Source organism: Kitasatospora sp. NPDC051853 (assembly GCF_044452665.1).
Taxonomy (GTDB): Bacteria; Actinomycetota; Actinomycetes; order Streptomycetales; family Streptomycetaceae; genus Kitasatospora.
The window spans coordinates 464,668-484,423 of sequence record NZ_JBITBY010000005.1; the positions used below are offsets into that span (position 1 = coordinate 464,668).

Sequence of the window (19,756 nt, forward strand, 5' to 3'; positions counted from 1 at the left end):
CACCACCCTACCGACAGCAGACGACCGCCGGGCCCGGAACGGCGTGCTCACCGCCACCGCCCCGGGCCCGGCCCGTGCCCGCCCCGTTCGGCCACCGGACCACCGCCGCTCACGGCAGCAACAGGTTGACGTCCCCGAACTCGTGCCACAGGTACCGGCCTTCGAGCGCCTCGGCGTAGCACCGTTCGAGCAGCGGCCGACCGGCCACCGCGGCCAGCAGGTCGAGGTGCGAGGCGCGCGGCTCGTGCCAGCCGGTGAGCAGGCCGTCCACCGCCCGGACGCCCCGCTCGGGCGTGACCACCACCTCGGTCCAGCCCTCCGCCGCCCGGACGGTGCCGTCCTCGGCCGCGGCGGTCTCCAGTGCCCGGACGGCGGTGGTGCCGACCGCGATCACCCGGCCGCCGTGCTCCCGGACGTGGCCGACCAGCCGGGCGGTCACGGCCGGGACGCGGTACCACTCGGGGTACGGCCGCTCGTGGGCCTCGGGCGAGGCCACCCCGGTGTGCAGGGTGACCGGCGCCGTCAGCACGCCCCGCGCGGCCAGCCGGGCGACCGTCTCGGCGGTGAACGGCCGTGCCGCGCTCGGCATTTCACTGCTGCCGGGCTCGCTGGCGAAGACCGTCTGGTAGGCGCTCAGCGGCCAGTCCCGGTCCACGTAGCCGTACCGGACGGCCCGGCCGTGGGTCGCCAGGTAGCCGGTGAGCGGCGCGGGCAGGGCGAGCCGGGCGTACCAGAGCCTCGGTGTGTGCGGGGCGGTCAGTTCGGCGCTGCCGCCGCCGGGCAGGGTGACGGTCAACCCCGGTCGGGCGGGCGAGAGTTCCGGCGGGAAGTACTCCGCCGCGCCGGCGGTCGGTCGTCGCAGTTCGACCAGGTGGGCACCGCGGGCGTCCGGCCGGGCCGAGGAGAGGTGGAGGGTGACGGGCGTCCCGTCGGGGAGGCGGCCGGGCAGGGCGGCGGGCAGCGTGGCGGAGTTGTTGACCACCAGCAGGTCGCCGGGCTCCAGCACCTCGGGCAGATCGCCGAACACCCGGTGCTCGGTGGTGGGTCCGGCCCGGCGGCCGACCAGCATCCGGACGCCGTCGCGGCTCAGGCCGCGGGCCTCCGCCGGTGCGCGGGCGGAGAGTTCGGCCGGGACGGTGAAGTCGAGTCCGGGTTCCAGGGCGGTGGCCATCAGTGTCCTCCCGTCGTCGGTACGGATTCGACGGCCACGCCACCGGCCTCGGCGTCGGCCACGGCGCCGACGCCGACCGGCGGTTCGCCGAGTGCGCCCCCGAGCACGGGCCGGAAGTCGGCGGCACGGTAACGGCCGGAGTCGGGACGCCCGGCCAGCAGGGCGAGGAAGGCGGGGACCACGGTGACCGGCAGCGGTCGGTCGGAGATGTCCTCGCCGGGGAAGGCCTCCTGGTGCATCACGGTGCGCATGTCGCCGGGGTCCACCGCCCAGACCCGGAGCTCGGGCTCCTCCTCCGCGAGCACGGCGGAGGCGTGGTCGAGCGCGGCCTTGCTGGCGCCGTAGCCGCCCCAGCCGGCGTAGGCCTCGACCGCGGCGTCGGAGGAGAGGTTGAGCACCGAGCCGTGGTGGGAGCGGAGTTGGGGCAGCAGCAGCTGGGTGAGGGCGATCGGCCCGAGCACGTTGACCTCGAAGGTCTCCAGCAGCCCGGGCAGCGGGAACTCGGCGAGCTTCGGCAGCGGCTCCCCGTCCAGCGGGTAACCGGCCAGTGTGGAGGCGTTGTTGACCAGCAGCTCGGCGCCGCCGAGCGCGGCGGCGGCCTCTGCGAGCCGCTCCCGGTGACCGTCGTCCACCACCGAGCCGGCCAGCGCCACGACCTCGGTGCTTCTCGCCAACTCCCGCTCGGCCGCTGCCAGTTCCGCCTCACCCCGGGCGGTGATGACCAGCTGCCAGCCGTCCGCGGCGAGCGCCCTGGCGAGCTCCAGGCCGAAGCCCCTGGAGGCTCCGGTGACGACGGCGACGCGGGAGGGGGACGGGGCGGCGGAGGTGGTGCGAGCAGTGGTGTTGTCCATGCCCCCACTGTGACCCCGACCGCCCCTCCCCCGGATCGGCCACCGGACTCAGCCCTGCCGGTCCTTGGGCCTACTCCCCCGGGAGCAGGGCCTCGGGAGCAGGACCCCGGCCGCACACCCGTCGGCCGCCCTCACTCCCCCGTCACCACCGGGAGTTCGGGCCGCAGCCCCCACTCGCTCCACGAGCCGTCGTACACCGCCAGCCGGTCGTACCCGGCCAGGTCGGCGCCCAGCGCCAGCACGCACGCCGTCACCCCGGAGCCGCAGCTGAACACCAGGTCCTCCCGCTCCCCCACCAACTCACCGAAGCGCTCCCGCAGTTCGGCGACCGGAAGCATCCGGCCGTCCTGCTGGAGGCTCCCGAACGGCAGGTTGAAGGCACCGGGCATGTGACCGCCCCGCAGCCCCTCCCTCGGCTCCGGCGCCGTCCCGGCGAACCGCCCGGCCGTCCGGGCGTCCAGCACCGCCCGCGCCGGATCGGCCAGGGCCGTCCGGACCACCTCGCGGTCCACGATCAGCCCGGGGCGGGGCACGGCGGTGAAGTTCCCGGGCACGACGTCCCCGGCCCTCCCGCCGCGGGGCAGCCCGGCCGCCTCCCAGGCCGGCAGGCCGCCGTCCAGCACCGCCACCCGGTCGAATCCCATCGCCCGGAACATCCACCAGGCCCGGGCGCTGGAGTAGATCCCGACACCGTCGTAGACCACCACCGTGGAGCGGTCGCCGACCCCCAACTCCCGTACCGCCGCCGTGAACCGCTCCACCGAGGGCATGGTGTGCGGCAGCGCGCTCCTGTGGTCCGAGAACGCCCCCTCCAGGTCGAACACCCCGGCCCCGCGGACCGGCTCGACCCCGTCCGCCCGCTCGCCGACCGGCACGTCCAGCACCACCAGGTCGGGGTGGTCCAGGTGCCGGGCCAGCCAGTGCACGTCGACCAGCGGTCCGGGCAGGGGAAGCGGAGTCATCTGCGGCGTCCTAACGTTCCGATCGTGAGCCGCGGGCCGCGCTGCCCGCCGCACCCCGATTCTGGCCCACGCCCCCACCGCCCTTCCCCGTCACCCCTCCTCCGGTCCCTCCAGCCCCTCCGACTCCTTCGGCGCGTACCGCAGCAGCACCACGTCCCCGACCGTGCTCGCGCCGAGCAGCCGCATCCGCCGGGTGCTCCCGCCGGGGAACCGCGCCGGGTACACGAACCGCGGCGCCTCCGCCTCCCCCACCAGCAACGGCGCCACCGCCCACTGCACCTCGTCGGCCAGCCCCTCCGCCAGGAACTGCGTGTGGATCCGCCCCCCGCCCTCCACCATCAGCCGCCGCACCCCACGGGCCCCCAGGTCGTCGAGCATCCGCCCGAAGTCCACCGTCCCCCCGAGCCCGACCACCTCCGCCAGCCCGTCCAGCGTGCCCCGCAGCCGCGCAGCCCCGGCATCGGTCGTGTAGACGACCTTCCCGCCCCCGAAGTGCCAGAACTTCAGCTCCCGGTCCAGCTCCCCGCTCGCCGTGACCGTCACCTTCAACGGGTACTCCGGCTTCCCCGCCGCCACCCGCGCGGCCCGCCGCTCCGCACTGTTGACGAGCAGTCGGGGATTGTCGGTGCGGATCGTGTTCCCCCCGATCAGGATCGCGTCCGACTCCGCCCTGACCTGGTCCACCCGGTCGAAGTCCGCCGCGTTCGACAGCATCAACCGCTGCGGCGAGGTGTCGTCGATGCACCCGTCGATCGAGGTGGCGACACTCAGCAGGACATGGGGGCGGACGGCCATCACCGGCTCCGTTCTTCGACGGGCCCGGAATCCGTTTCCCGGCCCGTCCCGACCCTAGGTCATCGGGAAGGCGGACCCGTGCTCCTGCCCGGCGTCGTTCCCGCCGCCAAAACCCTGAGCCCCGGAGAGGGCACCGTGACAGGATTCCGACTCGGTCGACGGAGGGTGGAGTGCATGGGGATCGACTACAGCTACGAGGTCTTCGTTCCGGCCAGGAACGTGGCCCTCGCACTGACCGAACTCGCCGAGCTGGCGCCGAGGACGCGTCGGCTGCCGCCGACCACGGTCACCCTCCCCGGGGGCGATCAGGTGGTCCTCCCGTTCACCTCGAACTTCAAGAGCGATCCGGTCGACTGCTCGGCCGGGGGCCGGCTGAACCTGGACACCACGATCATGTTCGGCGTCGACGACGACGCGATGCGCGAGCTCGCCGGGACCCACGACTGGGAACGCGACGAGCAAGGGCGGCTGGCGATCGGGTACATCTACCTGACCGTCTGGTTCGAGCCGAGGTGGCACCCCGGCTACGCGTTGCTGGACTTCACCGCGGCCGCGACCGAAATGAGCCTGGCCTTCGAACGGTCCGCGGTCATCCGAGAGGTCTTCACCGGCCTGACCGCCGCCGCCGGCGGGGCGTGCTGCCTGCTCGACACCGAGCGGGCCACCCAGCAGATCTGCTGGCTGAACGGCGAGCCGGTGCACGAGGAGGTCCCCGGGCCCCGCTTCGCCGACCACCACGAACTGGCGGCGGCCTGGCCCGCCCAGGAGCGGTGACGGGGCGGTCCCGGACCGGCGTAGGCTCTCGGCTGATCATCCGTCATACGAGGGGCAGACAGCAGACATGGGCCAGAAGATCATCAGGTTCTCGGACCTGACCGGCAAGCACGCCGAGGACGACGGCGCCCTGGTGCGGATCGTGGTGCGCGAGCACCCCGACCTGGCGGACGGCCCGGTCGAGATCGAGGCGCTGGCGGAAGAGCTGACCTCGGTGGAGGAGCTGGCGCTGGACCTGGTGACGGTCGAGCTGTACCGGCCGGGCCACGACGAGCCCGAGACCGTCGTCATGGAGGCCGGGATCTTCGACCGGCTGGCCGTCGCCACCCCGATGGCCGAGGTGCTGCGCGGCGCCAAGCGCGTCCCCACCCGGACCGTCCCCGGCCAGACCACCACCGCCACGGCCCTCTCCGCCAAGGAACGGGTCAACTACGCCAGCCTCGAACACGCCGGCCGCCCCCACAAGGGCCGCACCACCGACGCCGAGAAGCAGGTCGTCCAGCAGCACCTCGAAGAGGTCAACGAACGCCTCGCCTCCGAGGGCGTCCGCACCATCGACCTCGCCAACGCCGACCACGTCAGCCGCTACGGCCTGGAGAGCCTGGCCCGCGACCTCGGCGTCATGCACGGCTGACGCCCCCACACCCCGGCCCCGGGGCACCGGCCCGTCCGCCGGTGCCGCGGGTCACTCCCCGCCGAGGCGGACCGTCGTGCCGTCCGGAGCGCCGTGGACCTGCTGCGCGACCGGGCCGCGGATCCGCATCGCGAGGGCGGCGTCCTCGACCGACAGGTTGTCGAACGCGTACGTGCCGCCCATGACGAAGAACTGACGCGGGATCAGTCGCTCACCCAGCCCCATCGACCCCGTGCCCGGCCCGCCAACTGTTCGAGCGAGCTCCGCGTCATGCCTTCTTCTCCACTGCTTCGGGACCGATCGGCCTGGTCAGGTACTGCTCTCGTACCCGGTCCGTGACGGCCAGTCGGAGGACCGGCTGGAGGACCGGATCGTCGGGGATGGCGTCCCACTTCATGTAGGGCCACCAACGGTCACGGGCCGCCAGGAGCATCCCCTCACCGCTGACGAGATCGCCTTTGGTGGCGTACCAGCCCGCCATCCACAGGCACGGCGCATAGCGATCCGGCGCCTCACCGGTGGCCTCGATGATCCGGTGGGCCCGCTCGAAGTCATTGGCCTTGGTCAGCGCCTGCCAGAGGGCGTACGTGCCACGGTCGTCCAGCGAGCCGTGGTCGCGCGCGGCCAACTGCTCGGCGGCCTCGTCCAGCGGGGTGGACGGACCGCCCCATGCGAAGTGGCTCGGCAGCAGTTCCTCCACCGGACGCTCCGTCAACTCGCCCGCCAGCCACGACAGCTCGTCCGCGAGGACGGAGCCCTCGGGAAGGTGGTCGACCGCTGCCAGGAGCCGGGGCCCGGCCGGCTGCCCCGCGTGCAGCTCGGCGGCCAGGAAGACCGTGGTGAAAGGAACGTCCTGGTCGCACAGCTCGCCACCGAGCGGGCCGTCCTTGGCGATGATCTGTTCGGCCAGGTCCGCCGCCTCGGCGAAGCGGTCGTGCCAGAAGAGCACCTGGACCGCGGCAGCAGTCGCTTCCCACACCTCCGAGCGGTCACCGCCCAGCTGCGTCGCCAGCCTCATCAAGTCCGGCAGGAACTCATCGAATCGCCCACCACGGGCTCGGGAGATGAGCTTCTCGGCAGTGTTCACGACGGTCCTCTCCCCGGCTGATGTCTGACCCTGATCCTGACCCGCGCTCCTTCCGGCAGACCTCGGACCGCGCTGCCCATGCTCGAACCCGACCCGGTGTTGTCACTGAGCCTTTTCAGAGTGGCCACCGATCGGGTGACGGTCGGACGGTTGCGAGTTGGCGGAGAACGGACAAGGCCCCAGGTAGTTGAGGGAGATGTCTAGTGTCTCAACTCTTCTGCCGGAAAGTCTCGTTGGCTGCCTGTCCTGCCGCACTGGACCCGCCACATGCGCTTGTCGTGTGGATCACCAGGCTCATCCGCCTGTGGTTCACCGCCCGAACAGCCCACGCAATCCCCGCGCTCTGGGCTTCCCGATCTCCGGCGTGCCGGTCCGGGCGGCCGCGTGGGCTGGGACGGACTGTTCCAGGACCCGCTCGACAGCTGCGAGGAAAGCGTCGGGTTCTGCAGCAGGCCCCGGGCCAAGGTTGATGTGCTGACCGTCGGCGGTCCATTCGCCGAGGACCGTGTACGTCTGGCGGTCGATCGGGCTGACGCCGTGTTCGAGCGTCAGATACCGGCACTGCTCGGCTTCGGCGGATTGCACCACTGCGACAAGGTGCGCTTCGGACGGTGCCACCGCGGGTGGCAGGATGACGAGCAGGGCCCGGTAACCATCGCGCTGGACGAGGTCGGCCGACAACCCGTCGGCGGACAGTCGTTCCGATTCCGGGAGCTGCTCGCCGTACCCTTGCCAGATCGCCGTGAGTCCGCCTGTGAATCCGGGTGCCGGCTCGCGGTCCAGCATCTTCACTCCGAGGTCTCGTGCCAGCCCCGCCAGCACCCGGTGCGCGTACCCGTAGTGGTGCGCCCTTGGCTCGGCCCCATCGATCATCGTCATGCCGATCATCATGACGGCTCCGCCCGAACCGCGCGGGCAAACGTTCGGATGGTGGTTTGCAAGGGCAGTTGGGCCTCGTCGGCTGAATGCCAGTGAACCTTTCAGGGCGAGCACCGATCGGGTGATCGCCAAGCGGCCGGCATGAGGGCAGAACGAACGAGGCTCCTGGGCGGCTGAGCGAGATGTCTCACGTCTCAAGCAGCTAGCCAGGGAGCCTCGTTGGTCACCTGTCCTGCCGCACTGGGCCTGCCGCACGCGCTCGTCGAGTGGGTCACGATGCCCATAGTCACCCACGAGGGTGACCACCGGTGCAAGCTCCGCCCCCAGCGGACCCTGGTCGCACCGGTGTCCCCGCGCAAGCACGACACCCTCGCCGAGTGCAACCGCGTCGGCGACGGGCGCGCCGACTAGAACGGCGGCAGCGCGCGTCAGACCGCGGCGTCGAGCAAGTAGGAGGCCCGTTCACGCAGCGGCTTCTCCAGGTCGAGGTTGTCCCCGCGCTGGACGGTCTGGAGCAGCATGGTGATGACGGCCAGTTCGGAGAAGCGGCCGACTGGAGTGTCCAGCACGTGACCGAGGTGTCGGCGCACCTGGGCAGCGACCTTGGGCACCAGCAGCGAGTAGGTGTGCAGCATCGCGGCGTCGAAGCCGGCCGGTGCGACGCCCCAGCCTTCCCAGTCGAGGACCGACAAGATGGGGGCCGTCAGGTTGGCCCAGTGCAGGTCGCCGTGGGCGGTGCTCCAGGCCGGCACCTTCGTGTCGACGGGTACGCCGAGGAATTCGGGCATCGCTCGGTCCAGGTACTCCTGCCGGACGGCCACCCGGCTGGTCCAGACGCTGGCCACGCTGTCGAGCGCCCCTACCAGTGCCTGCCACCAGGCCTCATCGAGGGCGGGCTCGTTGCGGAGCACGGGGCCGTCCACCGTGACCGTCCGGTTCAGCACCGGCTCGTAGAGCTCGGCCAGGTAGCCGTGGTCGCCGTCGGCCCAGGTCAGCCGACGGCGCAGGCGGGGCCGCGGCACGTCCGGGAGCATCGACAGCTCGGCGGCCATCGGGCCTTCCCAGAGCTTGCCCTCGGCCTTCTCGAGCGGCGCGCAGGCCAGCCGGAGCCAGCCGTCGCCGACCGGCGTTGCCACCAAACGTCCCAGGGTTCGGCCGTGCCAGCCCCAGGACTCGCCGGCGCCAACTGGCTGGGCCTGAAGCTGGCTGGCCGCCTGGGCATGAGCCCGGCGCATCCGATCGGCGACTTCCGGTTCAGGTACCGAGTACATCGACGACCCTTCGCATCACGGTATCCGACAGCGGCTGCTGGGCCACGGTGGCGGCAGCGTCGGTCCAGTGTCCCGCGTGATCGGTCGACAGCAGTACACACCGCACTCCCCGGAGCCGACGCCACGACCGCCAGTCCGGCCTGCGCCGGTGAACTGCCGGGGCGGATCAGCTCGGCCAGCTCTGGCGTGACCAGTTTCGGCACTTCACCACCGTGCAAGGGCGCCGAGGCGAACACGTCCAAGCCGGCCACCTGGGCCTCGGCCAGCACGCCGCCACCGTCGAGAGCTTCCGCAATGGCGCCCAACTTGACGAGCGACAACGGGAGTTGGATGGCGCGCAGGTGGTGGTGCGGACCGCCGGCCTTGGTCGCCAGGTCCAGCAGCAGTGGCACGTTGAACGCACCGCTGGAGAACCCGTTCCAGGTGGCCACGCCGTACCCGTGAATGTGCCCGCCCGCGCAGGCCTCTTCCAAGGCTGCGAAGGCCGTGTAGAGACGTTCCCGGATCTGGTGGGGCTCGCAGTGGTGCTCGGGGTTGTGCAGGAACACCAGGTCGGGTGTACGACCCAAGCCGCGCCGACTGCACTCAACCTGCCAGGCGACGTACTCCGGAGCCAAACTGTAGCCGCTCTCGGCCTCGGCCTCGGTGAGCACGCCGTCCTTCACCGCCGAGCCGCACAGCAGGCGCGGCACGAATCCGACCTTGGTGGAGACCTTGACCTGTGGGTTGTGGCCCAGCACCTGGCACAGGGCGTCTTCGGCCAGGCCACGATGGTAGTTGGGCGCCGTGTCGATCCAGTCACCCGCGTGGGCCGCCGCCATGGCCGCGGCCCGTTCGACATCGGTACAGCGGTACGTGCCCAGACCGAGCTGCGCCGTCATGGTGCGGCTCCGATCGCAGCGACCTGGCCACTGACGAGTTCGTTGACCAGAGCAGCCACCTGCTCCACGGAGAGGCCGGCTGCGGCGGCCAGTTCGCCCAAGCTGTGCGACGAGCCGTTCAGCAGCAATTGGAGCAGCGGGAGTGCCTTCGGGGCGAAGGTCCACTCCTCGCCGCCGGCGATCAGCTGGGCGGTGCCGTCCGGCATGGTCGCCAGGTGGGGCCGGGCGACGACCAGGTGGACCCGCAGCTGCTGCTCCGGCGGGATGCCGTGGACGTAAGGCAGCGAGGGTGCGAGCCGGCCCGGCTCCGTGGCGTCACTGGCCAGCCCGAACCGGGCTATCAGGTCGGAGCTGGTCAACTCGTCCACCAGTAGCTTGGCGATCTGGTCCAGGAACTCGCGCTGCTCGCTCTCGGTGCCGAACCGAGGAATGTCGGTCCGGACGATCTCGTGGCCGCGCAGCGTCTCGGACAGCCAGGTGATCAGGTCGGCTCCGGTGGTCGTCTGGAGCCCGCAGGTCAGGTGCAGCGAGTGCTGGCCTTCTGACGCGGCGACCGCGTGCCACCAGCCACGGGGCAGGTAGAGCACATCGCCGGGACCCAGCACCAGGTCGGCAACCGGCTGCTCCGGCGGTTCCTCGGGCGTGGCGACGTCTCGGTTCATCGGGGCGGTACGGGTCGGGCCGTACAGCCTCCACCGCTTCGCACCGTCGAGCTGGACAACGATCACGTCGTGGTCGTCCCAGTGGGTGCCGAAGCCTTCGGTGCCGGTCCAAGAGCCGTACAAGTTGACCTGCACCGCGGTACGGAGCCAGTTCTCCAGGTGCTTGGCCAGGCGACCGACGCCGGTGTGCAGTTCGTCCACCGCGTCCAGCACCAGCGTGGCACCGTTGGCCAGTTGCTCGTGCAGGGAGGCTGTCTGGAGTCGCTGCCAGGTGGTGCTGCGGCGGGTCACCACCGGTCGGGAGTAGCGGAAGGCCGGCACCTGTTCGCCATCCAGGGCAAGCCGGAACCGCGGGGCTTCGAGCCGGTGCTGCGTGAGGATGGCGTTGAGGTCATCCCAGCTCACCAGACCGGCAACCGACGCGGCATCGCCGCGCGCAACGTGGTAGCTGCGGCCGAACGTCCGGGCGAGGAACTGGTCCCCGCCCAGACGCTGGGCCACCGAAAGAGTCTCGGTGGTCACGATGGTGTCAGCCGTCAGTCGTTGGTGTCGGAGACGCCGGTCGAACCGCCGTCGGACGGCACCTCGAAGCGGGACCGCACCGCGGTGACCTGACGGCGGGCGACCAGCAGACCGTCCTCCTCGAGTTCGGTGGAGGCCGTGAGGTTCTCGGGCATGAGCTGTACCCCTCTCGTTGGTGGTGTCACTCCCGAACCGGAAGCGGACGCCAGATCAGCGGCGCTGTCCGGCAGGGCTCTACGAAACCGCCGTCAGAAGGCCCTGCACAGTGGAGAATTGGCGCACCAACGTGGCATCCGTGTGGCATCGGTGGACATGACCTGGGCGGATGCTGGGAGGGTGAGTCGGCATGCGATGAACAGGGGGACCTGAGTGGCGGCGAAACGGGATGGGTTCGTCCAGCGTCGCCGCGCCATGGGCTTCACCCAGGAGGGTCTTGCCGGCGCCCTCGGCGTTGACCGGTCCACCGTGATCCGCTGGGAGCGCGGCCGGGGTGATCCTCAGCCGTTCCACATGCCGCGTCTGGCCGCGCTGCTCCGTATCACCGCAGCGGGACTCAGCGATCTCCTGGCTCCAGGGACAACTGGGCTGTCGGCCGCGCCGAAGCAGGAGCCGGCCGGCTCGGACGAACCAGGGCCGAAGCAACCGAAGGCTGTCCCGGATCTCACTGGCGTCGGCTCGGCGATGACGCTCGCTGACGGCGAGGTCCGGGTTGGTTGCCGAACCTCGGACGGGAAGATCATCTTCGTGACGATGCCGCGTCGCGCCATACTCCGCTCGGCTGCCGGCCTGGCTGGCGGGGCGCTGATCCCAGGAGCAACGGCCGCACCTGCGCCCAGCTCCAAGTCACTGTTGTCGCCCGACCTGCACCCGGTCGAGAACCTCCGGCAGCTGCGCAGGTCGCTGGTCGAATGCGACAACGTGCTCGGGCCGCGCCAGGTCGTGGTGGGTGCTCAGGAGCACATCCGGTTGATCCAGCAGTTGCGGCGTGAAGCATCCGGCCGCGATCGTCTCGACCTGATGCAGGTCCAGGCCGAGTACGCCGAATTCTGCAGCTGGCTGTTCCAGGACAGCGGCGACCACCGGGCCGCACAGTACTGGGCCGATCGGGCCGTCGACTGGTCGAACGCAGCCGGCGACCACCACCTCACCGTCTACATCACGGCCCGCAAGGCGCAGTTGGCCGGCGACATGAGGGAATCGGTCGACGCCGTTGACCTGGCCGAAGCCGCCCAGCGGATTGCTCCGCCGAGGAGCCGGCTGACAGCGCTCGGTGCGGTCTACGGGGGACACGGCCATGCCCTGCTCGGCGACGAGCTCGCGTGTCGGCAGGCGTACGACGAGGCCCTGGAACTGGTCAGCGTACCGACCGAGAGCGGAGTGAACCGGGGGCACTGGCTCGATGCGGCCTACGTCGAAGCCCAGCGCGCCCGGTCGTTGGCCGTGCTGGGCCGGTACGAAGCCGCCGTCATCGGCTTCGACCAGGCGATCCGAGCGCTGCCGGCCTCCTTCCGCCGCGACCGTGGCGTCTACCTGGCCCGGTCCGCTGGAGCTCAGCTCCACGCCCTCGGCCCGGAGCGGGCAGCAACTACCGCTTCTGAAGCCCTGTCAATCGCCACCACCACCGGATCTGCCCGCATTTTCGCTGAACTGGCTTCGCTTGACTGGAAGTTGAAGCCGTGGTCCACGGTGTCCGAGGTAGCCGAGTTCCGCGAAACCCTCGACAGCGTGATGCTCCATGAAGTGTGATCATCCTGGCGGCACACAGGTCGCCCCTTGCGAGAACGGAGCCATGATGGCCGGGCGCCCCTTCGTCCTGTTGAGCGTCGCCACCTCGGTGGACGGGTACATCGACGACACCTCGCCGCAGCGGCTGCTGCTGTCGAACTCGGACGACTTCGACCGGGTGGACCAGGTGCGGGCCGGGTCGGACGCCATCCTCATCGGAGGCAACACCCTGCGGAGCGACAACCCGCGGCTCCTGGTGAACAGCGACGAGCGCCGGGCCGCCCGCGTCGCAGCCGGCAAGCCCGAGTATCCGCTCAAGGTCACCGTCACGGCCAGCGGCGACCTGGACCGCGACCTCAAGTTCTGGCACTTCGGTGACAAGAAGGTCGTCTACACGACCGACAGCGGCGCGCTGAGGCTGCGCGACACCCTGGACGGTCTGGCCGACGTGGTCAGCCTCGGCGACACCGTCGACTTCAGTCTGATGCTCGACGACCTGGCGGCCCGCGGCGTGCAGCGGCTCATGGTCGAGGGCGGTGGCCAGATCCACACCCAGTTCCTGAGTCTCGGCCTCGCTGACGAGATCCACTTGGCCGTGGCGCCGTTGCTGGTGGGCGAGGCCGACGCACCGCGCTTCGTCCACCCGGCCGAGTTCCCCGGTGGCAGCACACGCCGGATGAGGCTGTTGGGGACCGAAACGGTGGGTGACGTGGTTCTGCTGCGCTACGCCCCCAAGGATTCGTAACAGGATCTTGCGAGTGCGGGCGGGTGAACCGTGCCCTCCCCCATCGGCCCGAATTCCTCCCCGGCGGGGCCGGGAGCGGGCATGCTGGTGGGCATGGCGAGCCAACCGACCCTGACGGTCGACCAGGTCATCGAGCGGATGCGGCAGTTGCGGGCGGCGCTGCCCGAGGACGACGGCGTCGCGGTGTTCAACGCGATGTACCTGACCGTCACCGAGCTGATCGGGCAGCGACTGACGGCCGGGTTCTTCGACGACCCGGTGTTCATGGCGGAGCTGGACGCCCGGTTCGCGGGGCGGTACCTGGCGGCGGTGGAGACGGCGGCGGCCGGGGGGCGGCCGGCGGCGTGCTGGCGGCCGCTGTTCGAGCTGCGCGGGCACCGTGGGGTCCACCCGCTGCAGTTCGCCCTCGCCGGGATGAACGCGCACATCGAGAACGACCTGCCGCTCTCCGTGGTGGACACCTGCCGGGCACTCGGCCGCGGGCCGGAGCGGATCGAGCGGGACTACCTGCGGGTCAACACCCTGCTGGCCCAGGTTGAGGACCAGGTCCGGGACGAACTCCTGGGCGGCCCGGACGAGTTGGACCTGGCCGACCCGCTGATGCACGTCATCGGCGTCTGGAGCATCGACCGCGCCCGGGACGCCGCCTGGGCCAGCACCCTGGCCCTCTGGGAGCTGCGCGGCATCCCCTTCGTCCGCGGCGCCTTCGCCGACACCCTCTCCGGCTCGGTCGGCATGGTCAGCCGCGCCCTGCTGACCCCGCTCAACGGCCGCTAGGCGGAGTGCGGAACGGCCGGTCACCGTCCCCGGGCGGGGAGGTGACCGGCCGTCAGGATCGAGCGGATCAGGCCCAGCTGGAGTGCAGCGGCTTGCCCTCGGCGTAGCCGGCGGCGCTCTGAACGCCGACGATCGCCTTCTCGTGGAACTCCTCCAGGCTGCGCGCGCCCGCGTAGGTGCAGGAGCTGCGGACGCCGGCCACGATCGAGTCGATCAGGTCCTCGACGCCGGGGCGGGCCGGGTCGACGAACATCCGGGAGGTGGAGATGCCCTCCTCGAACAGCGCCTTGCGGGCGCGGTCGTAGGCCGACTCCTCGGAGGTGCGGTTGCGCACGGCGCGGGCCGAGGCCATGCCGAAGCTCTCCTTGTACTGGCGGCCGTCGGCGGCGGTGTGCAGGTCGCCCGGGGACTCGTAGGTCCCGGCGAACCAGGAGCCGATCATGACGTTGGAGGCACCGGCGGCCAGCGCCATCGCGACGTCGCGCGGGTGGCGGACGCCGCCGTCGGCCCAGACGTGCTTGCCGAGCTTGCGCGCCTCGGCGGCGCACTCCAGCACGGCGGAGAACTGCGGGCGGCCCACGCCGGTCATCATCCGGGTGGTGCACATGGCGCCCGGGCCGACACCGACCTTGAGGATGTCCGCGCCGGCCTCGACCAGGTCGCGGACACCGGCGGCGGAGACCACGTTGCCCGCCACGATCGGGATCTGCGGGTCGAGGCCGCGGACCGCGCGCAGCGCGCTGATCATCGACTCCTGGTGGCCGTGCGCGGTGTCGACCACCAGCACGTCGGCGCCGGCCTCGATCAGGGCCTTGGCCTTGCCGGCCACGTCGCCGTTGATGCCGACGGTGGCGGCGATCCGCAGCTTGCCGGCCGCGTCGGTGGCGGGGGTGTAGAGGGTGGCGCGCAGCGCGTTCTTGCGGGTCAGGATGCCGACCAGGGTGCCGTCGGCGGCGACCACGGGGGCCAGCTTGCGGTGGGCCTCGTTGAGCTTCTCGAACGCGGCGCGCGGGTCGATGCCCTCCTCCAGCAGGAGCAGGTCACGGCTCATCACCTCGGAGAGGCTGGTGAACCGGTCCACGCCCTGGCAGTCGGAGTCGGTGACCACGCCGACCGGCTTGCCGTGCTCGACCACCACGAGCGCGTTGTGCGCGCGCTTGGGGAGCAGGGAGAGCGCGTCGGCGACGGTGTCGCCGGGGCTCAGGGTCAGCGCGGTGTCGTGCACCAGGTGACGCTGCTTCACCCAGCCGATCACCTCGGAGATGACCTCGGTCGGGATGTCCTGCGGGATGGCGACCAGGCCGCCGCGGCGGGCGACGGTCTCGGCCATCCGGCGGCCGGCGATGGCGGTCATGTTGGCGACCACCAGGGGGATGGTGGTGCCGCTGCCGTCGTTGGAGGAGAGGTCGACGCCCTGCCGGGAGCCCACTGCGGAGCGGCTGGGGACCATGAAGACGTCGTCGTACGTGAGGTCGTAAGCGGGCGACTGGTCGTTCAGGAAGCGCATGAAAGGGGCTCTCTGGCTGGGGGGAGGTACACCTCGGGTGCGGTTGCGGTCAGACCGCCGGGCGCCCTCGGGCGCCCCGCACCCAACCGTCAATGCTGACCGATACCCAGGTCGAAAGCCAGTTCACGCGGAATCGTTGAAGATCCTTACAAGCTCGCCCGGGCAGCGTAGTCACCGCCTTGGAGGAACCTACAGACGCGCAGCTCAGTAGCCTCGCCACTTGCTGCCGTAGCCGCGGGCGGAGGCCATGTGGTCCATACCTCCGTAGACCGCATCGCAGTAGCGCGAGCTGGCGATCAGGTTGTCCACCGGGTTGTAGATGTCGGTGTGGCCGGGCAGCGCGTAGGCCCGGAAGGTCGGCTTGATCATCTGGGTCAGGCCGATGGACGGGGTGCCGGCGGCGGCGTTGGAGTCCCAGCCGTTCACGGCCTTGGGGTTGCCGGTGGACTCGGCCATCGCGGTGGCGTACATCGCGCGGTACGAGGGCACCGGCTTGCCGGCGGCGGCCAGCACGTCGCGGGCCTCCTTGATCCAGCCGTCCAGGTTGTTCGCGTAGGTCGGCGCGGCGGGGGCGGCGGGCGCGGCCTGCTGCTGCGCCTCGGCCGGGGCCTGCTGCTGGGCCTGCTCCTGCGACTGGCCCTGCTGGTTCTGGGCCTGCTGGTTCTGGTCCTGCGCCGGGGCGGCCTGCTCGGCCGGGCCTGCGGCGGGGGCGGGGGCGGCGACCAGCTGCGTGGCACCGGCGGGCGTGGCCACCGCCTGGGCCACCGGGGCCGCGACGCTCAGGACGACCGCGCCGGCGATCCCGAGGCCGAGCACCTTGTTGGGCAGCCGGTCGTAGCGTATTCGGGTCCGGCGGTGGCGGTTCCGGGTGTTGGCGGACATGGCGGAGTACCTCCGGGAAGGGGACGGTGAGTTGGCGCCGCACCTCGGGGCGCTCTTCGAGACTGCGCGAGCCCCACCCGCCCGGGCAAGCCCCGCCGTCCCGCGTGACCCAGGGCACAGCAGGAGCCAACTCACCACCCAGGGGCCACGCATGACGCCCCGTCAGCACCCCGGCGCGGGGGGCTGTGAAGGACGTCACCCGCGCCGAGGGGCCCCTTCCCCCGTGACCTTCGCCTCTCCCGGCCCTACTTCGTCACCCTGCGGTGAAGCGGCCACCACACCGCGTCCCCCAGGTCGCGGACCAGCGCCGGCACCAGCAGCGAGCGGACCAGCAGGGTGTCGAGCAGCACACCGAAGGCCACGATGAAGGCGATCTGGGCCAGGAAGGCCAGCGGGATCACGCCGAGCGCGGCGAAGGTGGCGGCCAGCACCACCCCGGCCGAGGTGATCACCCCGCCGGTCGCGGTCAGGCCGCGCAGGACGCCCTCCCGGGTGCCGTGCCGCAGCGACTCCTCCCGTACCCGGGTCATCAGGAAGATGTTGTAGTCCACCCCGAGCGCGACCAGGAAGACGTAGCCGTAGAGGGGGACGGAGGGGTCGGTGGCCTGGAAGCCGAAGACGTGCGGGAAGACCAGGGCGCTGACGCCGAGCGTGGCCAGGTAGGAGAGGAGCACGGTGGCGGCCAGCAGCACCGGCGCGAGCAGCGAGCGCAGCAACAGGACCAGGACGGCCAGGATGCAGAGCAGCACGGCCGGGACGATCACGGTGCGGTCGTGGGCGGCGGTGGTGCGGGTGTCGTACTGCTGGGCGGTGTAGCCGCCGACCTTCGCCGCGGCTTCCGGCACGGCGTGCACCGCCTCGCGCAGCTGCCGGACGGTGCGCACGGCGGCGTCGCTGTCGGCCGGGTCGGCGAGGGTGGCGTCCAGCCGGACCAGGCCGTCGACCTCGCGGGCCGGGCCGCCGGGGGCGCCGCCGGTGTACGGGCGGACGGCGGCGACGCCGGGGACGGTGCGGGCGGCGGCGGTGACCTGCTCCGCCCGGTCGGCGCGGGTGGTGATCTGGGCCGGGTTGCCGGTGCCGCCGGGGAAGTGGGCGGAGAGCAGCCGCTGCGCGGCGACCGAGGGCTGCTCCTTGACGAAGAGCTCGGTCTGCGGGACGCCGCCGGCGTCCAGCAGCGGGGCGAACGCGGCGCAGGCCGCGAGCGCCACCAGCGAGGCGGCCCAGACCGGCCGGGGGCGGCGGCCGACCAGGGCGGCCACCCGGTGCCAGACGGGATGGGCGCCGTCGCCGGTGCGGGTGGGCCGGGCGGGCCAGTAGGCGGCACGGCCGAGCAGCACCAGGGCGGCGGGCAGGAAGGTGAGGGCGGCGAACACGGCGCAGACGATGCCGATCGCGCCGACGGGGCCGAGCGCCTGGTTGTTCGTCAGGTCCGAGAGCAGCAGCACCAGCAGGCCGAGCGCGACCGTCGCGCCGGAGGCCAGCACGGGCTCCAGCGAGCGCCGCCAGGCGGTCCGCATCGCGGCGAACCGGTCGGCGTGGAGCGGGAGTTCCTCACGGTAGCGGGCCGCGATCAGCAGCGCGTAGTCGGTGGCGGCGCCGATCACCAGGATCGACAGCAGGCCCTGCACCTGGCCGTCCACCCGGACCACGCCGTGGTCGGCCAGCAGGTAGACCAGGGCGCAGGCCACCGCCAGGGCGAACACCGCCGAGACGATCACCAGCAGCGGCAGCACCACGCTGCGGTAGACCGCGAGCAGGATCACCAGCACCACGCCGAGGGCCACCGCGAGCAGCAGCCCGTCGATCCCGGCGAACGCTCCGGAGAGGTCGGCCAGCACCGCGGCAGGACCGGCCACGCCCGCCGTGGTGCCGGGCACGGCGTCGGCGAGTGCGCGGATCCGGGCGACGCTCTCCTTGGTCTGCTTGCCGAGGTCGGAGCGCAGCTGCACCACGCCCTGCACGGCCCGGCCGTCGGCCGAGTCCAGCAGGGGCGAGGCCTGGCCGGTGGCGCCGGGGACGGCCGCCGCCGCGGCGAGCGCGGACGCGGCGGCGTCCCGGACGGAGCCCTCGACCGGGCCGGCGGAGCGGGTCTCCCAGACCAGCACCACGGGGAGCGTGGTGCCGGTCTGGAAGCGGGCGGCCAGCCGGGCCACCTCGGTGGACTCGGCGGAGCGCGGCAGGAAGGCCGCGCCGTCGTTGGTGGAGACCTCGGAGAGGCGGCCGGCGTAGGAGCCGAAGGCTCCGCCGAGGCCGAGCCAGCAGACCAGGAGCAGGACGGGGACCAGGAGTCGTCGGTAGCGCACAGCGGGAGGATATCTCAATCATTGAGAGATATCACCGGCGGTCCGGCGGACCGGCCCCAGGACGGACAGGCCCTAAGGTGGGAGCCCCGATCACGGAAGGCCGCCTTGTCCGAGCACGCCCCCGCACCCGACAGCCGGGCCTTCGCCCTGCAACTCCAGGCCCTGGCGGCCGAGATGAACCTGCTCAGCCACGACTTCGCCGCCGAGCAGGGCCTGCACACCACCGATGTGCAGGCCCTGCTCGCGGTCGTCCGGGCCGCCACCGCCGAGGGGGACGCCGGGATGACGCCCGGGCGGCTGCGGACCGAACTGGCACTGACCTCCGGCGCGGTGAGCGCCTGCCTGGACCGCCTGGAGCGTGCCGGGCACGTCGAGCGGACCCGGGACGAGGCGGACGGCCGCCAGGTGAGGGTCCGTCACCGGCCGGGCGCCGCCAGGCTGGCGGGCAGCTGGTTCCGGCCGGTGGCGGAGCGCACCGAGCTGGTCCGGTCCGAGTTCGGGCCCGAGGAGCAGGCCGTGGTCTCCCGCTTCCTGGCCCGGATCACCGAGGAGCTGGAGGAGCTGCGGACCGAACGGCGCGCTCCTGGCACGCCCTGAGCGGGCGGCGGGAGCGCGCCGGGGCCGGGGGTCCCGTCAGGAGGCGGGCATCAGCACGGTGTCGATGATGTAGACGGTGGCGTTGGCGGTCTGCACGTTGCCGCAGAGCACCTTGGCGTTGCCGTTGACGGTGAAGTCCTGGCCGCCGCCGGTGACCGTGAGGTCGCTGCCCTGGAGGGTCTTGTGCATCCCGGCCAGCGCGGTCGGGGCCAGCCGGTCCGGGGTGACGTGGTAGGTCAGGATCGAGGTGAGCTTGGCCTTGTCGGCCAGCACCGCGTCCAGGGTCTCCTTCGGGATCTTGGCGAAGGCGTCGTTGGTGGGCGCGAACACGGTGATGTTGCTCGCCGAGTTGAGGGTGTCCACCAGCCCGGCCTGCTTGACCGCCGTCACCAGGGTGGAGAGCAGCGGGTTGTTGGAGGCGGCGGTGGCCACCGGGTCCTTGGCCATGCCGGTGAAGCTGCCCGCGCCGTCCTTCGGGACGGCCGCGCAGGCGGTGCCGAACGGGGCGTCGGCCGCCATCGCGCTGCCGCTGGAGGAGCTGGAGGAGGGGGCCGAACTGGACGGCGTGGTCGAGGACTTGACCGCCGAGTCGGAGTCGCTGCCGCAGGCGGTCAGACCGAACACCAGGGTGCCGGCGGCCAGCAGGGCGGCGAGGGAGGTGCGGCGGGAGGTGCGGTGGAACGACATGATCGGACTCCTCGGATCATCGTGACGGGGTGTCGTGCGACAAG

21 protein-coding genes and 1 pseudogene are annotated in these 19,756 nt (G+C 71.9%); 7 read left to right on the top strand and 15 right to left on the bottom strand.

The genetic code is table 11. The annotated features are described in order from the left end of the window. Positions 1 to 109: 109 nt before the first annotated feature. From ACIA8O_RS17545 to ACIA8O_RS17560, 4 genes are all read right to left on the bottom strand, one after another. On the bottom strand, positions 110 to 1,171 hold the full coding sequence (locus tag ACIA8O_RS17545; protein ID WP_396294717.1) for an S-adenosylmethionine:tRNA ribosyltransferase-isomerase: 1,062 nt from the start codon (positions 1,169 to 1,171) through the stop codon (positions 110 to 112). Beyond that, a complete protein-coding gene (locus tag ACIA8O_RS17550; protein ID WP_396294718.1) occupies positions 1,171 to 2,022 on the bottom strand; it encodes an SDR family oxidoreductase in 852 nt (283 codons plus the stop codon). Before ACIA8O_RS17550 ends, ACIA8O_RS17545 begins: the two co-directional genes overlap by 1 nt. A gap of 131 nt (positions 2,023 to 2,153) precedes the next feature. Continuing rightward, entirely contained in the window at positions 2,154 to 2,984 is an 831-nt protein-coding gene (locus ACIA8O_RS17555) for a sulfurtransferase (protein ID WP_396294719.1), read from the bottom strand. A gap of 90 nt (positions 2,985 to 3,074) precedes the next feature. Then, the gene (locus tag ACIA8O_RS17560) at positions 3,075 to 3,779 is read right to left on the bottom strand and encodes a RibD family protein (RefSeq protein WP_396294720.1); all 705 of its coding nucleotides are present in this window, start codon (positions 3,777 to 3,779) and stop codon (positions 3,075 to 3,077) included. 174 nt (positions 3,780 to 3,953) lie between these two features. Here ACIA8O_RS17560 and ACIA8O_RS17565 point away from each other — a divergent pair, with 174 nt between their 5' ends. Then, positions 3,954 to 4,553, top strand: coding sequence for a hypothetical protein (locus ACIA8O_RS17565; protein ID WP_396294721.1), 600 nt, complete (start codon positions 3,954 to 3,956; stop codon positions 4,551 to 4,553). A 67-nt stretch (positions 4,554 to 4,620) separates the two neighbouring features. After that, the gene (locus tag ACIA8O_RS17570; RefSeq protein ID WP_396294722.1) at positions 4,621 to 5,187 is read left to right on the top strand and encodes a hypothetical protein; all 567 of its coding nucleotides are present in this window, start codon (positions 4,621 to 4,623) and stop codon (positions 5,185 to 5,187) included. Between the two features lie 51 nt (positions 5,188 to 5,238). On the opposite strand, the gene ACIA8O_RS17575 is transcribed toward ACIA8O_RS17570, so the two are convergent. From ACIA8O_RS17575 to ACIA8O_RS17585, 3 genes are all read right to left on the bottom strand, one after another. Further along, complete coding sequence (locus tag ACIA8O_RS17575; protein WP_396294723.1) at positions 5,239 to 5,412, bottom strand: hypothetical protein; 174 nt, start codon at positions 5,410 to 5,412, stop codon at positions 5,239 to 5,241. A gap of 43 nt (positions 5,413 to 5,455) precedes the next feature. Further along, the gene (locus tag ACIA8O_RS17580) at positions 5,456 to 6,205 is read right to left on the bottom strand and encodes a hypothetical protein (RefSeq protein ID WP_396294724.1); all 750 of its coding nucleotides are present in this window, start codon (positions 6,203 to 6,205) and stop codon (positions 5,456 to 5,458) included. Between the two features lie 378 nt (positions 6,206 to 6,583). Next, a complete protein-coding gene (locus ACIA8O_RS17585; RefSeq protein ID WP_396294725.1) occupies positions 6,584 to 7,165 on the bottom strand; it encodes a hypothetical protein in 582 nt (193 codons plus the stop codon). A gap of 207 nt (positions 7,166 to 7,372) precedes the next feature. On the opposite strand from ACIA8O_RS17585, the pseudogene ACIA8O_RS17590 reads away from it, so the two are divergent. After that, a pseudogene (locus ACIA8O_RS17590) lies at positions 7,373 to 7,528 on the top strand (IS5/IS1182 family transposase); the annotation flags it as partial. Positions 7,529 to 7,581: 53 nt separating this feature from the next. Here the strand turns inward: ACIA8O_RS17590 and ACIA8O_RS17595 are convergent. Genes ACIA8O_RS17595 through ACIA8O_RS17610 form a run of 4 tightly spaced genes read right to left on the bottom strand, consistent with a single transcriptional unit; the run spans position 7,582 to position 10,644 of the window. After that, positions 7,582 to 8,205 carry a hypothetical protein gene (locus tag ACIA8O_RS17595; RefSeq protein ID WP_396294726.1) on the bottom strand — a complete coding sequence of 208 codons (624 nt, stop codon included), beginning with the start codon at positions 8,203 to 8,205 and terminating at the stop codon, positions 7,582 to 7,584. After that, the gene (locus tag ACIA8O_RS17600) at positions 8,145 to 9,305 is read right to left on the bottom strand and encodes an aldo/keto reductase (protein ID WP_396294727.1); all 1,161 of its coding nucleotides are present in this window, start codon (positions 9,303 to 9,305) and stop codon (positions 8,145 to 8,147) included. Before ACIA8O_RS17600 ends, ACIA8O_RS17595 begins: the two co-directional genes overlap by 61 nt. After that, positions 9,302 to 10,489 (bottom strand): cupin domain-containing protein, encoded by a 1,188-nt coding sequence (locus ACIA8O_RS17605; protein ID WP_396294728.1) that lies wholly within the window; start codon positions 10,487 to 10,489, stop codon positions 9,302 to 9,304. Before ACIA8O_RS17605 ends, ACIA8O_RS17600 begins: the two co-directional genes overlap by 4 nt. Positions 10,490 to 10,503: 14 nt before the next feature. Further along, the gene (locus ACIA8O_RS17610; RefSeq protein ID WP_396294729.1) at positions 10,504 to 10,644 is read right to left on the bottom strand and encodes a hypothetical protein; all 141 of its coding nucleotides are present in this window, start codon (positions 10,642 to 10,644) and stop codon (positions 10,504 to 10,506) included. Positions 10,645 to 10,858: 214 nt separating this feature from the next. Here ACIA8O_RS17610 and ACIA8O_RS17615 point away from each other — a divergent pair, with 214 nt between their 5' ends. From ACIA8O_RS17615 to ACIA8O_RS17625, 3 genes are all read left to right on the top strand, one after another. Then, the gene (locus ACIA8O_RS17615; RefSeq protein WP_396294730.1) at positions 10,859 to 12,235 is read left to right on the top strand and encodes a helix-turn-helix transcriptional regulator; all 1,377 of its coding nucleotides are present in this window, start codon (positions 10,859 to 10,861) and stop codon (positions 12,233 to 12,235) included. 46 nt (positions 12,236 to 12,281) lie between these two features. Beyond that, positions 12,282 to 12,959 (top strand): RibD family protein, encoded by a 678-nt coding sequence (locus tag ACIA8O_RS17620; protein WP_396294731.1) that lies wholly within the window; start codon positions 12,282 to 12,284, stop codon positions 12,957 to 12,959. 93 nt (positions 12,960 to 13,052) lie between these two features. After that, positions 13,053 to 13,736 (top strand): DUF5995 family protein, encoded by a 684-nt coding sequence (locus ACIA8O_RS17625; RefSeq protein ID WP_396294732.1) that lies wholly within the window; start codon positions 13,053 to 13,055, stop codon positions 13,734 to 13,736. A gap of 67 nt (positions 13,737 to 13,803) precedes the next feature. Here the strand turns inward: ACIA8O_RS17625 and ACIA8O_RS17630 are convergent, their stop codons facing one another. From ACIA8O_RS17630 to ACIA8O_RS17640, 3 genes are all read right to left on the bottom strand, one after another. Beyond that, the gene (locus ACIA8O_RS17630; protein WP_396294733.1) at positions 13,804 to 15,243 is read right to left on the bottom strand and encodes a GuaB1 family IMP dehydrogenase-related protein; all 1,440 of its coding nucleotides are present in this window, start codon (positions 15,241 to 15,243) and stop codon (positions 13,804 to 13,806) included. Positions 15,244 to 15,447: 204 nt separating this feature from the next. Then, complete coding sequence (locus tag ACIA8O_RS17635; protein ID WP_396294734.1) at positions 15,448 to 16,125, bottom strand: transglycosylase SLT domain-containing protein; 678 nt, start codon at positions 16,123 to 16,125, stop codon at positions 15,448 to 15,450. Positions 16,126 to 16,370: 245 nt separating this feature from the next. Further along, positions 16,371 to 18,428: an MMPL family transporter gene (locus ACIA8O_RS17640; RefSeq protein ID WP_396294735.1), complete on the bottom strand. Its 2,058-nt coding sequence runs from the start codon at positions 18,426 to 18,428 to the stop codon at positions 16,371 to 16,373. A 105-nt stretch (positions 18,429 to 18,533) separates the two neighbouring features. On the opposite strand from ACIA8O_RS17640, the gene ACIA8O_RS17645 reads away from it, so the two are divergent. Beyond that, positions 18,534 to 19,025 carry a MarR family winged helix-turn-helix transcriptional regulator gene (locus ACIA8O_RS17645; RefSeq protein WP_396294736.1) on the top strand — a complete coding sequence of 164 codons (492 nt, stop codon included), beginning with the start codon at positions 18,534 to 18,536 and terminating at the stop codon, positions 19,023 to 19,025. Between the two features lie 36 nt (positions 19,026 to 19,061). On the opposite strand, the gene ACIA8O_RS17650 is transcribed toward ACIA8O_RS17645, so the two are convergent. After that, positions 19,062 to 19,712: a fasciclin domain-containing protein gene (locus ACIA8O_RS17650; protein ID WP_396294737.1), complete on the bottom strand. Its 651-nt coding sequence runs from the start codon at positions 19,710 to 19,712 to the stop codon at positions 19,062 to 19,064. Between the last annotated feature and the right edge of the window lie 44 nt (positions 19,713 to 19,756).